The following is a 13,749-nucleotide window of genomic DNA, read 5'->3' as shown; positions in this document are numbered from 1 at the left end:
CAGAACTCCGCAGACCGGCCTATAAAAAACTGATTTAAAAACTTCAGCCGCCCGATACAGTTATCCGGCAGCCCGAGCCTTGACGTCAGGAAAATATTCAGCGAGCCCCTCAGGACAAATCTGTCCCTAATTGAAAATACCAATAACAAGATGAAGCATTGGTAAAACATAGATTGACAATTGAAAAATAATTGGAAATTTTACGATATATACAAACGCATATCACGAAAAGACACAACGATATTGTCTATAGATATAACCTATACAGAACAGGCAACACGGCCAAATTGTCAGATATCCGCACCGAGGTCGATATCCGTGTCACTGTCGTCTATTTTGTAGCCTCTGCCTCTGACACTGTGCAGGAGCTGTTTTTCGTAAGGTCTGTCAACAAGCTGGCGCAGGGTATAAAAATGTGATTTCAGAGAATTGCTCATGGGAGGCTGATCCTTCCATATGTCATATTCCAGTTCCTCTTTTGAAACGGGGCCGGGATACTTTTCCATGAGACGCAGAAGAATGCGGAAACAGACGAAGGGCAGAACTATTCTGTCTCCGGCTCTCTCAACTATCCCCTTTTCCGGATCGAGGGACAGGTCGGCAACTCTGAAAACGTTGGCAACGCACTGTCTGTATCTTCTGGACAGAGCCTTCAGCCTGATCAGAAGCTCTTCCAGATCGAAAGGCTTGGTGAGATAGTCGTCGGCACCGCATTCGAAACCGCTTATCTTGTCGCCGAGCATAACTCTGGCTGTGAGCATTATTACCGGAATCTTAAGGCGGAGATTCTTCCTTATGCGGGAGCAAACCTCGAAACCGCTGATGGTCTGAAGATTTATGTCAAGAATAACGGCATCGTAGATATTATCACGAAGAAGCTCAAGGGCAAGCTCTCCGGAGGCCGCATAGTCCATACTGCATCCTTTCCCCTCCAGAAAGTCTACAATATTCTCAGCGATATCCAGATCATCCTCAACAAGAAGAAACTTCATTCCAATGTTATCAGACGTGTCGTTCCGCACTATTTTCACCTATACATTATAATATCCATATAATTGTCAAATGCAGGTAAAGCGCAACACTTTTTCTACACAAATTATAACGCTAAAATATCGCAAAGGCATGAAAAAAAGGATATTCACTCAACCGGAGCCAGAAGAGCAAGATAACGGAGGATCTTTACTGCGGACTTTTCATCCAGCCCGGCATGAAGTCTCATTGACCTGACCACGGTTGCCCATTGGGGGTAGCTGAAAGAATCCGGTTCATACGCTCTGTGGCAGGTTCCGCACCTTTCAAAATAGACATTTTCAAGGTCGCTTACGGCATCGTCCATTGTTTCCGCAAGTTTTTTGCTGCCGATGACCGCCTGAATTTCAATCATATCCGGCAGAGGTGTTTTCACCGGAAGCTTCAGACCGCCCATGGGCACACCGGGTATAGCCGGATCGAAAAGCCTGCCGTCCGGAAACAGCCTGAATTTTTTGCGTACAAGCCAGCCGCCGCCTGCGAAATAGCCGTCAAAGGATGCACCCTGATATATTGTCGCCGTACCGACAGAGGTCGGAACATCCAGAGGTTCTTTAACGTACACGGTCTGATCGCTCTGAGCAGATGCGGAAGAAAGAACGCTCAGAGCAAAGAGCAGTGCCAGAACAAGCCTTATTTCCCACCGCCTTTTATTTCCGGAACATCATATGCCGTGTTTCTCGGCAGTTTCCCAGAAGCCTTCTTTATGGCCACCAGACAGGTGTTGGCCGAAATGGCCTGAGCCAGTTTCGATGTCGGCCTGTCAGGAGTAAGCACGTTCACCTGTCCCGAAACACATCTGGAATCCGCATTGAGGGGATCTTCCGCCGCATACCATGCACCCTCCTCAACGGCAACAACACCCTTCACTATTTTTGATGTGACCATAGCACCCGCAAGGATGCTTCCTCTGCTGTTGTATATTTCAACTATATCCCCGTGACTGATGCCCAGTTTGGCCGCATCCGCAGGGTTAATGTAAACAGGTTCCCTTCCGCCTATCTTCGCCTTTGCTGCCAGCGGGGTGTTGTCCAGCTGAGAGTGCAGTCTGTATTTGGGGTGGGGCGTTATCAGCTGAAAAGGATATCTTTTAGCAAGATATGACGAGGGTCCTTCAATAGGATCTAACCAGACAGGGTGTCCGGGGCAGTCCTCATATCCGAACGAAGAAATCTTTTCTGAAAAAAGCTCTATCTTGCCGGAGGGGGTACGCAGATGGTTATTCACCGGATCCTTTCTGAAATCCGCATGACGCACGAACTCCCTGTTCTTTTTGGGAGCTGAGAAGTGCACGTAGCCCTGCTTCCAGAAATCTTCGAATTTAACCGATGTTCTGAGCTTGCTGTAGCTCCATTTTATCCACTCATCCACACTCTTTCCGCCCGTATAAGCCTTCTCAAGGCCGAACCGGACCGCAAGCTCACGGAATATGTCAAAATCGTTTCTGGCCTCGAACATGGGGGCTATCAGCTGTTTCATTGCAAACGCATACTCAACGCCGTATGACGAGCCGAAGGTTATGTCGCTTCGCTCAAAACTTGTGGTAGCGGGGAGAACTATGTCAGAATATTTCGCCGTCGGAGTCCACCAAGGCTCATGGGTTATCACAGTGTCCACCTTTCGGAACCCCTCTATGAGCTTTCCGACATTGGGCTGGTGCCCCAGCGGGGTGACGCCCGCTGAATATATAAGCTTAATATTGGGATAGGTCAGTTTTTTGCCGTTATAGTCTATGGTCTTTCCGGGATTAAGCAGCATCTCGTTCATCCGGGATGCGGGCATAAGTATATTTACTGGGTTTCTCCCCTGAGACAGCATCAGCGGTATTCCCACGTCTGAATAGGGTGCACCGGCACTGCAATAGTGCATGTTAAAGTATATTCCGCCGCCGGCAAGGCCTATCTGGCCTATCATGCTGGCCAGCGCCACAAGGCTCCAGTGGAACTGTTCGCCGTACTGGATCCTCTGACACGCCCAGCTTCCGGTCACCAGAGTTCTGTGTTTAACAGCCATTCGGGCGAGTTCCCTTATCTTCCTTGCGGGAACTCCGCATATCCGCTCGGCCCATTTCGCATCCTTTACCTTTCCGTCCTTTTCGCCGTTAAGATATTTGATGAAAACATCAAAGCCCACCGTATATTTTTCCACGAAATTTTTATTATAAAGCTTCTCGGCATAGAGAGTGTGACACATGGCCAATATCATGGCCGTGTCGCAGGCCGCCTTTATGGGAACCCACTCTCCGCCTATCTTCTCCACCGACATGTTCTTGGTGGGGTCTATTACAACAAATTTCACACCCTTCTTTTTAAGTTTGAGGAACCATTCACTCCCTGAATGTGTGGGAACATGGTAGTCAACCTTCTCGGTTTTATAGGGGTCGGCACCCCACATTAGGATCAGCTCTGTTTTATCCAGAACAACTTCTCTTGATGTCTGCTGGCTGTACACCTCGATATCCCCCACAACATGGGGCAGAATCTGTGTTGCCGCACCTGCGGAATAATCGCCGACGATGTCGACAAATCCGCCGAAAAGACCGAAAAGCCTGCCCTGAAGCGCTGCCGCCTGATGTATCCTTCCCGGATGCGCCCATCTGGCATAGGTGGTTTTAAAGATGGATTCGTTGCCGTATTCGCCTTTGGCTCTGATGAGGGATTCCGCAACAAGATCAAGGGCGGTGTTCCAGTCCACACGGACAAACTCCTCCGCTCCTCTAAGATGTCTTTTATCGCTTCTGTCCAGATAGCTTTTACGCACGCAGGGATACTTCACCCTGTTCGGCGCATAAACGTAGTCCTTCATCGCATAAAGAAGATCAACAGGGGCGACGTCCATTCCCATCGCCTCGATACGGACAACCTTTCCGTTCCTTATATACGCCTTAAGAGGTCCCATATGCGTGGCATGGGTTATCACCTTGTCGCCGCCGGCAGCCAGAGCCTCTGCGTCGCAGGACAATACTGCCAGCATGGCTCCCGCCATTCTCAGGAACTCTCTTCTGTTCATCTGCATTTAAGCCTCCTCAGCTTTTTCCATAACAGCGCGACAGGCTAAGGGACACGAGGTTCTCTCCTCTTCCGTGTTGCAGCAAAGTATTATCTTTGTGCCCTTGCCCTCTTCCGATCTTATAGTAAATTTCCAGCCGAGACTGGAGCACATACGATGTACGATGGACAGGCCGAATCCGAACCCGTCGGCCTTTGAAACACCGCCCACAATATCGATGTTGTCCACCACATGCTTGGGTATTCCGGGCCCCGTGTCTTCAACGGAAACACAGTGGCCGTATATGGTGACAGTTATCTTTCCCGCATGGGTATAGGTTATGGCGTTGCGTATCAGGTTGCCCAGAATTATTGAGAGTATCTCAGGCGCAACGGGAAGAACCGGCCGCTCTTTCTCCACAACCTCTATTACAATGGGTTTATTCCTTATCAGATAAGAGTTGTTGTCTATGCATTCCCTGACCACCTCGGCAACGTTGCTCATGCCCGTGGTGTCATGTCTCTCCTGTCTTGAGAGCCATAGGAATGAATTTATAAGATGTTCCATGTTCGAGGCGGCACGCTTCAGCCTGGAAAGCACGTTCTGCTTTTTAAAATCCGCATCGGAAACGTCTTCCGAAAGTATCTTTATCGCTCCCTGCATGACTGTCAGCGGTGTGCGGAGTTCATGGCTGGCATCCCTTGCAAAAGCCTTCTCTCTGTCGATTGAGGCCTGCATCTCCGTTATGGCATGTTCCAGAGTTTTCGCAAGAAAACCCACCTCGTCGCTATCAAACCCTTTGGAGATATCTCTGGGCAGAGTTCCCGTCTCCTCTTTGGAGCGCACAATCTCAGTAAGCCTTACAACGGGCGAAACAGCCTTATAAGCAGTGATAATTCCCAGCAGCAGGCCTATTATGAAGGTAGGCAGCAGGGTTATGATAAGATACTGTCTGGATATGTTCATCATCCGGTGGTCGCCGATGAGGGTTGTTACGTTGAAAAGCAGATAAAATCTCTGGCCGTCGGCAAGGTCCCTTATGGCCACATAATAGTTCTGCTTGTCGTTCTCTTTTTCATAGTTCCCCTCATCGAGTCCGGAAAGAGTCTTAACAGCCCACTCAGGCATGAGATCCTCACCCAGATAGGTTGTCATGTAGGGCGATTCGGGCACAGGCACCTCGGTGCTGAAAGCAACGGGGGAAACAGGGGAGGTTGTCAGCGATTCGAGATACCGCTCGGTCTCAGACTCCATCCTCTTTTTAAGTGCATATTTCTCTGTGTATTTGGTAGATATAAAGATTCCGGCAAAAAGAGCTATACCTATAAGTATACTGAATCCCGAAAATACGAGTACGATCCTTATTCTGAGCGATTTACTTACTATATCCATCTAATTAAGTATTCCCCCAGCATTTAAACAAAAACAGGCATTATTTATGACTCTATCCATAATAATCACTACATGACGGTGAAGCTTAGGTGAAGCGGGCGGAGAGAGACTAACACACGCACCGGAAAAACTCTCCACAGCAATACCTTACTAAATCCATAAAAAAAACATATAGTTTGTGCAGAAAATGTAAAGGCAGAATAAGCCCTTTCTCAGGCTTATTCCGCCTTTTATGTCTTAATGCTTGGCCGCAAGTCTGTCCAGAGCCGCCAGAAGAGTTCTGACACAGGATATCAGCTCTTTGAAATCCTTCTCCAGCGAAGCTCTGTCGCCTGAGTTGTATTCGCTTATCAGTTTTTTGCCCAGTTCATGCACCCTGATATGGACGGGTTCAAGCGCTTTGAAATCCGGATCGCCGGAGCAGGAGGCACACTCGCTGCTGTAGTACATCTTTCCGAAGGCACAGCTTCTGTGGTCGTCCAGGCCTGTAAGAACTATCCGCCCTGTAACATGGTTCAGAATCCTTGAAACGAACATGACGTGAGCTATCTTTGCCAGAAGGAATATCTGGGTCTTTCTGCTCATCTTGGTACTCTTCGCCTTGTCGCTGAGGCTGACAACCGCATGCTGCATCTCGGATATACCGTCGTAGAGTTTTTCCATGTTTTTGGAAACCTTGTCGGTATGTTCTGCGGTCATGGCAACGTTCTGGGCTATCTGCCCTGTAACCACCGACTGCTCCTCAACAGCCGAGGATATGTTGATTATCAGACTGTTCAGGTCTTTGATGGACATGGCAATCTCTTCGAATTTCGCCTTGGTTCTCTCTGTTTCCCTGCTCTGAAGGGCTATGGACTCGTTTACGCTCTTCGATTTGCTGTCCGCACTCTCAACACTCTGCAGAATGTTATGGACGGTGGCGCTTATCTCGTCCAGAGAGGTTCTTGTCTTTTCCGAAAGTTTTCGAACCTCATCCGCAACAACTGCAAAACCCCGTCCGGCATCACCCGCTCTGGCGGCCTCTATGGCGGCGTTAAGGGCAAGAAGGTTGGTCTGATCCGAGATGTCGGAAATAACGCTTATCACAAGTTTTATCTGCTCGGTCTTGTCTCTGAGGCTGTTGACCTCCTCGACAAGGGCGCCGACATTGACATCTATGCTTTTTGCCGCCTCACAGACGCTCTCCACTGCAAAATGGCCTTCGTCCGCAAGCCCGACGCACATTCCCGCTTTTTCAGCTGAGTCCGAAACGTTCGAAGAGATATCGTTTATGGTTGCGCTCATCTCCTCGCTGGCGGTGGCCACCTGTCTGGCCAGATCTTCCGTCTGCTCAACTGCGTTTGTCACCTGCATTATGTTCTCTGTCATGGGAACCACTGTCTGAAGGGCATCGCTTATGTTGCGCAGGCTTTCGAGCATCTCGGCCTCAACCTTGTCCAGATAGCTGTTGAAGTTCTGCGAAAGCACATAGGTTTCGGAACCCACCTTCGTTCCTTCGGGCACTGTTTCCAGCTCGATACGCTTCGACATATCCGAGTCGTTCTGCTGTGCGAACTCTCTCATTTTTGCCGAAATAGTGTTCACCGGCCTGAAAAACACCATAAGCAGCAGAACTATGACCACGTTTATAACGACTATTGTCGCAAAAACGGCAAACATGGCGATATTTATCATTTTTTCAGACTGCTCCACAGATTCATGTACAGCCTCAATATTTTCGGAAATAAGAACAACTCCGGCACTCTTTCCGCTCAGATCGTTCACGGGAATCAGGGTCATGAAATAGTCGCCCACAATATGATACGGTGCGCTGCTGTCGAAAATTTCAGGATTATCCGCCGCTGCCTTTAACAGGTCGCTGTTGAAATCGTTCTGAGCGACAACATATCTGCCTGCCGCAGGAGCCGATTCCAGACTTTTTGCAAGCGATGTCAGGTCCCTGTTCATCAGCAGGATCATATCCATCTTCGATTCCTGCATCTCCTTCACAACGGAGTTGATACCCTGAATGAACTCTATTGCGCCGATATACTTACCGTCTTTGGTAATAGGCGATATGGCTCGCAGTGCGAACCCCGCATAACCCACCTCGAAACCGGAAACAAGCTTTCCGCCGGATTTGACCATAACAACAGACGGTCTGGTCTTGCTCAGATCCTCTCCGTATTCATCAGGAGCCCAGGATCTGACGAAGGATTTGTAGTCCGCCGTGTGGACGTGTATCTTTATGTTCCTGAAATTCGTCTCTTTCTTAAAGTGCTCCGCAATGCCGCTGACCCTGTCTATGATGGGCTGTCTGTCCCCCTCGGCCAGAGCGTCAGCTATCACCGGATCATCCGCAAAGGAGATCACGTTTGTTATGCCCACCTGAAGCTTTGTATTTAGCTTCTCCTGATAGACACTTTTCATCTTTTCTGCCGAAGAGGTGAAAATGTTCTGCTCAATGCCGGTTGCTGTACTGTGCATGAACAGATATGTCACAGCCATAATGACAAATGACACAAGCGTAGTGATAAGAATGATCTTGAGTTTGATAGACATTAAACGAATCATAATAAATCCTCACAGTTATTTCTGATAGACAGCCATGGATCAGCCGCCACGAACTTACTGAACTGAAAGCTGCATATTCATATTTGCATATACCTGATAATATCCCTGTGTGAAATAAAAAGCAACGGAATCAGTACATTTTCCCGCCCATATTATGCTACAATGCAGAATGAGAATGATCATTTCTATGGTTTTGCTTCTTCTGTGCTCCTCAGCTTTGGCCTCGGAAATAATGAAAGTATCCGTGTCCGGCGTGGACAGGATTTTTCATCTGGAGGCGGCATTTTCTGAAGAGGAGAAGCTGAACGGCCTGATGCACCGCACAAAACTGGACAGCTCCGACGGAATGATTTTCATCTACAATGAGCCGGAAACTGTGAAAATGTGGATGAAGAACACCCTGATACCGCTGGATATGATATTTGCCGACATGAAAGGCCGAATAGTCTATATCAGGGAAAAAACAGTGCCTCTCAGCCTTGAAAAGATAGGCCCCGACATTCCTGTATCATACATAATAGAGCTGAACGCAGGTGAGGTTGAAAAACACCGCATACGAATTGCGGACACAATTACCATCAGCCGCTGACCTCTAAAAGTTGCTTATCTTCCACCGCTCTGGTACTATGCCTCAAAAAAATAAGGAAGGTTACATGTCATCACTGCCTAAATGCCCGCAATGCTCGTCAGAATATACATATGAAGACAGAGGGCTTTTCATCTGCCCCGAATGCTCACACGAGTGGAGCGGAGAGACCGAGCAGACCGAAAGCTCCGAAGGTCTTGTAGTTAAAGATGCAAACGGAAACCTGCTAGCCGACGGCGACAGCATCACTGTCATAAAAGACCTGAAAGTTAAGGGTTCGTCACTGGTGGTAAAGGTCGGAACGAAGGTCAAGAACATCCGCCTTGTGGACGGCGACCACAACATCGACTGTAAGATAGACGGAATCGGCGCAATGAAGCTGAAGTCGGAATTCGTTAAAAAACTCTGAAAACATAAGCCGCAGTTTTTTACACTGCGGCTTTTTTTATCTTATGAAAGTTCCGTCCTCAAGCTCGGCAAAAGCCTGCTGAAGCTCCTCTTCGGTGTTCATTACTATTGGCCCGCCCCACGCAACAGGTTCCCGCAGGGGTTTTCCGGAAACCAGAATGAACCTGCCGCCATTTTCGGAAGACGCTCTGAAATAGTCCCCTTCGGTGAAAAGGACAGCTCTTTTAGGCTGTGCAGGTTCGTCTGCACTGCCGAATACACAGCTTCCGAGCATTGTATAAACAAACAGATTTTCATCCTCTTTAGTATCATATTCCCATGTCTGCCCCGGCTTAACGGTTACATCCAGAAAGGTCACAGGAATATACTCGCCCCTTGTGCCGCCCCTGTGCCCTTTGTATTCTCCGGCAACGATGGCAACGTGCGCCGTTTCGTCCTCAACCTTTGTCACAAGGTCGGGGGTTATGTCTCTGTATGCAGGTTCCGTCATCTTCTTATCGGCGGCAAGGTTCACCCAGAGCTGAAGCCCAAGCATTCTGGGAGCGGCCTTGGGCATCTCCTGATGCAGAATCCCTCTGCCCGCTGTCATCCACTGGCAGGAGCCCGAAACTATCTCTCCCTTGTTGCCCATGCTGTCCTGATGCTCTATCCTGCCCTCTATAAGATATGTGACAGTCTCTATCCCTCTGTGGGGGTGCATCGGAAAACCCAGAACATAGTCGTTCGGGTCTGTTGAATCGAAGGCATCCAGCATCAGGAACGGGTCGAAACTCACCACGTTGCGCCTGCTGAGCACCCGCATCAGATGCACTCCGGCTCCGTCTATGGACGGTCTGCCTGCGACAATCTCTTTAATCTCTCTCAGTTTCATGGCCGACACCTCCGTATAAATATGATACCACACAAGTATATACAATACAGGCTCTGCCTCCAAGCAAATACAATCCATTACAATAACAGAGGTTAGCTTTTCATTGTCTCAATATGAAAGTAATTTGTAAAAAGTGCAAAACCATATTTTCTTATCTCAAATTCTCTAATTTTCATAAAATTAATGGCTCTCACAATCAATACACCTGCACTCCTCGCAATGCTCATGGCTTCCTTTAACCACCGTAACACTTACCCCAAATCCAGGAACCACCCAGTCAATATGCTTAATTCTAACACCTCTGTTAAATGGCTCTATTATAAAATCATTCTGCCTGCCATAAACTAGATGTTTTTTAATACATAATCCATCTTCACAACGTAGATTTATTAGCATACCATCATAAGGTTGAATAGATTTAAAAACAAATAACTGCCAATGATTATCCCCATATTCAACAATCTTTCTGTAAACGTTTAAGTGTTGACGGTCATTTAATTCGTCTGGAACTTTGAGGGAATACCCTCTTTTTACACCCCTAGCTTTAACGTCTGAGGGAGTTTCAGCATCAGATGTTTTAAGCTCAATTGAATCAACTTTAGTTACTATCAACTCAGATTCTTCATCTTCAAAATATATATTAATCGGTTCAAACTTCTCATTAACTTTGTAAACTATAAAGTCATATTCGCTTTCTATTCGTACTCTTTTTTTTGACTCATCAAATGATGCAACGGCATTGATATGCAAATGACCTCGATAACTATTTTCAAACAAATTAAGGGAACTATTTATATAATTATCAAAGTAATCGTTAATTCTTGAATAAACCAACGATAAATCTTTTGGAGGTTTAAGTGTCAGATGCAGCAGGTTATGTTGCTCACTTTTACTTAATTTTGCTACAAAATCTTTAGAAAGAACAATATCTACTAATCTCTTTCTAATATAATTCAGAAATTGTTCTGTCCCCATTATAAAAGTAAAAATATTCGCAACAAATATCGCTAATCCAATATTTTTGAATAAGTCGATCAAAATATTTATAATATAAGAATAACTGTGTGAAAATCTATTGGAGAAGCTCGATAAAATTATTGTTAGAAGCAATATAATTACTGAGAGATAGAACCACGAGTTAAAAAACGCTGATATTTTTATAGATTCATTCTCCTTCTCTTTTTCTTTTCTTGCTTTCTTATTATCCGTGCCACCATCTTTTTTTCTCTTAATTTTCAACATATTTATTGCAACCGCCATGTTTATTGTTTTATAAATTATAATAGTACGGGGAAATTACGTTTTCTATAATATCAAAAATATACCGCATAAAACAATTCAAAAATTCACATAAGGAGGCGCAATGAACGTTAATATAATAGCATCCTTAATAATAACTGTATTCTTTATTTTCTCGCTCAGCGGATGCTACAGAAATATTCAGCCCTCTGAGCCGGCTGCCGCAGCGAGACCATCTGAGGAGACGCAAAAGCCGATCCTTTCGTGGGCCGAGCGCAACGTTTACGGCAGATTCGACGACTACGAACTGCGTGAGCTGACCCATGAGGAGAAGATGTCGCTGATTGAACAGATAAAGGCTGCGGAGGGTGTCCGCTACGTCTGGGGAGGGGAGAACCCCGATACGGGGCTTGACTGCTCCGGACTCATCATCTGGGCATACGGCAGTCTGGGCTATAAAGGATTCCGCAAGGATGAGAACGTGGTGCATGATGTGACTGCCCACGACATGTTCACCTACAGCGCAACATCCCTTTCCGCCATGGCAGACACAAGGGAGCTTTTAAGCTATGAAACGGGTGATTTTCTGTTCTTCGATATGAACTCCGACGGCCGCATCGATCATGTGGCAGTGTTCATCAGCTTCGACGAAACCACAGATACGGTCAGTGTATGGGATGCATCCACAAACACCAAAATGGTGGCCTTGCGGGAGATTAAGAACATACTGACCAAAAACCCGCTGATAGGCAGACCCACAAAACTGGTTCCCAGAGGCGAAGGCAGTCTCACTGCCAGATAGTTCCTACATCCCCTGAATTTTCGATATTTTCCGCAGATAGACCTTTCCCGTGTCAAATGAGAAGAACAGTTTGCGGGTGAAATTGCCGCCTGTGTCGCTGGATACGATCCCATAGCCGAGCTTTTTTATCAGGTTTATGGCGGAATTGACATTTTTTATTCCCACCCCCGAATCGGCATCGGCAATGGTGAACATATTACTGCCGCCGAACAGTTTTACCTCGGTCTCCCTCTTTTCCGCCCCGCTGTTGATTATCTTCTTATTCATGTAAAGAAGTGCGCAGTCGACATACTTCATGGCGTCTTCGCCTCTGTGTATTGCGTCCTGCGAGCTGGGCAACATGCAGTGGCTGATTATTCCTATTTTAAATCGAGGAACGAACATTGTGATACTGACGCAGGAACCGAGCACGGTTCGCACCATTGCGGGTTCCTCCGAATAGAATATCTCCCCCGGTTTCAGATAATAACTTTCAATTTCATTGAACATCCAATTCTTATTTCCTTCTGAATATTGTGGGCACGATCACCTCCAACGGGAGGTTCATGCCATGCACGGATTCAGAGTGTCCCAAAAATAAATTACCGCCCGGCATAATGTACCGGCAAATCTTGTTTATTATGTTCTGTTGTGTTTCCGTGTCGAAGTATATTATTACATTCCGGCAGAAAGTCATATCCATTATAACCGGAAGGTTATAATTGTTATCCATGAGGTTCAGTCTGCCGAATGTAACCTTCTCCCTTATCTCAGGCTTAAAGCGCACCAGACCGTTCCTGCTTTTGGAGCGCATAAGATATTTCTTTTTAAGGCTCAGCGGAATATCCTGCGCCTTCTCCTCTGTATAAACCCCGTTGATAGCCCTTTCCAGCACCGAATAGCTTATATCGCTTGCAAACACACGAAAATCTCCGTCCACTCCGAAATATTCCGCCAGAACCATGGCAATGGTGTAAGGTTCCTCGCCTGTGGAACAGGCTGAACTCCATACGTTCAGACATCGCTTGGTTCCGGCTCCTTCGGCCTCCAGCTGAGGCAGAAGGACATCGTTCATATAGCTGAAATGCTTAGGTTCACGGAAAAAGTCCGTCTTATTTGTGGTTATCACATCGATGAGGCTGAGCTTCTCCTGCTCTGCCAAGTGGTCTTCACCCTCGAAAACCATAGAAAGATATTCAGAATATGACCCCATCCCCAGTGTTTTCAGTCTCCTGCGGAGCCTCCCCTCCACCATGTTTTTTTTGGTGACGGGGAGTCTTATTCCGCAGTTTTTCTGAATGTAGTCCTGAATCTGCGCAAATTCAGCGTTTGTAAGTTTCTGACAGTAAATACTGTCGTTTGAGGCTTCAGAGTCCATAGGTTTTTTAACTTTCAACCGCCGTTTCTGTCGCAGCCACTGTATATGAGCCTATCTCGTTCATAGAAAACACGGCGTTCACATTCAGGATTATGACAAATCCGGTCTCCCGCTTCGCCATACCCGCTATGAATGCAGTGTTCAGCTGTGTACCTATTTTCGGTGCATCCTCGATGGTCTCGTGTTCAAACTCAACCACCTCCTGAACCGAATCCGCCAGTGCGCCCAGCACTGTGGAATCGCCGTCAACCTCCACCTCAACAATGATGATGCAGGTGTTGACCGTTCTCACTGTGTCGCCCAGTCTGAACTTTTTCTTAAGATCCACCACAGGGACAACGTTGCCCCGAAGATTTATAACACCCACCATAAAGTCGGGCGTGTGGGGAACCTTTGTCACGCTGGAGAAGTCAAGAACCTCCCTAACGGACATAATGTCCACCCCGTAAACCTCGTCTGCCAGTTTAAAGGTCAGCACCTGACTGCTGGCGCCGCCCTTTCCGTTTATTTTCTCTTCCATCAGA

General features: G+C 47.0%; 13 protein-coding genes. 3 read left to right on the top strand and 10 right to left on the bottom strand.

Going from position 1 to position 13,749, the window contains the following annotated elements; genetic code table 11:
• Positions 1–290: 290 nt before the first annotated feature.
• The 5 genes from C8D98_RS02240 to C8D98_RS02220 all read right to left on the bottom strand — a co-directional run bounded on the left by C8D98_RS02240 (position 291) and on the right by C8D98_RS02220 (position 7,962).
• Positions 291–992: a response regulator transcription factor gene (locus C8D98_RS02240; RefSeq protein WP_132871647.1), complete on the bottom strand. Its 702-nt coding sequence runs from the start codon at positions 990–992 to the stop codon at positions 291–293.
• Between the two features lie 146 nt (positions 993–1,138).
• Complete coding sequence (locus C8D98_RS02235) at positions 1,139–1,594, bottom strand: hypothetical protein (RefSeq protein ID WP_132871646.1); 456 nt, start codon at positions 1,592–1,594, stop codon at positions 1,139–1,141.
• Between the two features lie 68 nt (positions 1,595–1,662).
• Positions 1,663–4,044 (bottom strand): molybdopterin-dependent oxidoreductase, encoded by a 2,382-nt coding sequence (locus C8D98_RS02230; RefSeq protein ID WP_132871645.1) that lies wholly within the window; start codon positions 4,042–4,044, stop codon positions 1,663–1,665.
• On the bottom strand, positions 4,045–5,409 hold the full coding sequence (locus tag C8D98_RS02225) for a sensor histidine kinase (RefSeq protein WP_132871644.1): 1,365 nt from the start codon (positions 5,407–5,409) through the stop codon (positions 4,045–4,047).
• A gap of 237 nt (positions 5,410–5,646) precedes the next feature.
• On the bottom strand, positions 5,647–7,962 hold the full coding sequence (locus C8D98_RS02220; protein WP_132871643.1) for a methyl-accepting chemotaxis protein: 2,316 nt from the start codon (positions 7,960–7,962) through the stop codon (positions 5,647–5,649).
• Between the two features lie 187 nt (positions 7,963–8,149).
• Here C8D98_RS02220 and C8D98_RS02215 point away from each other — a divergent pair, with 187 nt between their 5' ends.
• Together C8D98_RS02215 and C8D98_RS02210 are read left to right on the top strand one after the other, a co-directional pair.
• Complete coding sequence (locus C8D98_RS02215) at positions 8,150–8,551, top strand: DUF192 domain-containing protein (protein ID WP_165871158.1); 402 nt, start codon at positions 8,150–8,152, stop codon at positions 8,549–8,551.
• Between the two features lie 64 nt (positions 8,552–8,615).
• The gene (locus C8D98_RS02210; protein ID WP_132871639.1) at positions 8,616–8,957 is read left to right on the top strand and encodes a zinc ribbon domain-containing protein YjdM; all 342 of its coding nucleotides are present in this window, start codon (positions 8,616–8,618) and stop codon (positions 8,955–8,957) included.
• A 36-nt stretch (positions 8,958–8,993) separates the two neighbouring features.
• On the opposite strand, the gene C8D98_RS02205 is transcribed toward C8D98_RS02210, so the two are convergent.
• Together C8D98_RS02205 and C8D98_RS02200 are read right to left on the bottom strand one after the other, a co-directional pair.
• Positions 8,994–9,827, bottom strand: coding sequence for a pirin family protein (locus tag C8D98_RS02205; protein ID WP_132871637.1), 834 nt, complete (start codon positions 9,825–9,827; stop codon positions 8,994–8,996).
• Between the two features lie 180 nt (positions 9,828–10,007).
• A complete protein-coding gene (locus C8D98_RS02200) occupies positions 10,008–11,069 on the bottom strand; it encodes a hypothetical protein (RefSeq protein ID WP_165871157.1) in 1,062 nt (353 codons plus the stop codon).
• Between the two features lie 121 nt (positions 11,070–11,190).
• Here C8D98_RS02200 and C8D98_RS02195 point away from each other — a divergent pair, with 121 nt between their 5' ends.
• Positions 11,191–11,868, top strand: coding sequence for a C40 family peptidase (locus C8D98_RS02195; RefSeq protein ID WP_132871633.1), 678 nt, complete (start codon positions 11,191–11,193; stop codon positions 11,866–11,868).
• A 3-nt stretch (positions 11,869–11,871) separates the two neighbouring features.
• On the opposite strand, the gene C8D98_RS02190 is transcribed toward C8D98_RS02195, so the two are convergent.
• The 3 genes from C8D98_RS02190 to C8D98_RS02180 are packed head-to-tail and all read right to left on the bottom strand — an operon-like array spanning position 11,872 to position 13,745.
• Positions 11,872–12,357: a chemotaxis protein CheD gene (locus tag C8D98_RS02190; RefSeq protein WP_132871632.1), complete on the bottom strand. Its 486-nt coding sequence runs from the start codon at positions 12,355–12,357 to the stop codon at positions 11,872–11,874.
• Between the two features lie 7 nt (positions 12,358–12,364).
• Positions 12,365–13,243 carry a CheR family methyltransferase gene (locus C8D98_RS02185; protein ID WP_165871156.1) on the bottom strand — a complete coding sequence of 293 codons (879 nt, stop codon included), beginning with the start codon at positions 13,241–13,243 and terminating at the stop codon, positions 12,365–12,367.
• Positions 13,233–13,745, bottom strand: a complete 513-nt coding sequence (locus C8D98_RS02180) for a chemotaxis protein CheW (protein WP_132871628.1) — start codon at positions 13,743–13,745, stop codon at positions 13,233–13,235. The genes C8D98_RS02185 and C8D98_RS02180 overlap by 11 nt, the downstream gene beginning before the upstream one ends.
• Positions 13,746–13,749: the final 4 nt, after the last annotated feature.

Origin of the sequence: Seleniivibrio woodruffii, assembly GCF_004339245.1 — a bacterium.
Lineage (GTDB): Bacteria > Chrysiogenota > Deferribacteres > Deferribacterales > Geovibrionaceae > Seleniivibrio > Seleniivibrio woodruffii.
This window is presented reverse-complemented; position numbering and strand designations above follow the sequence as displayed.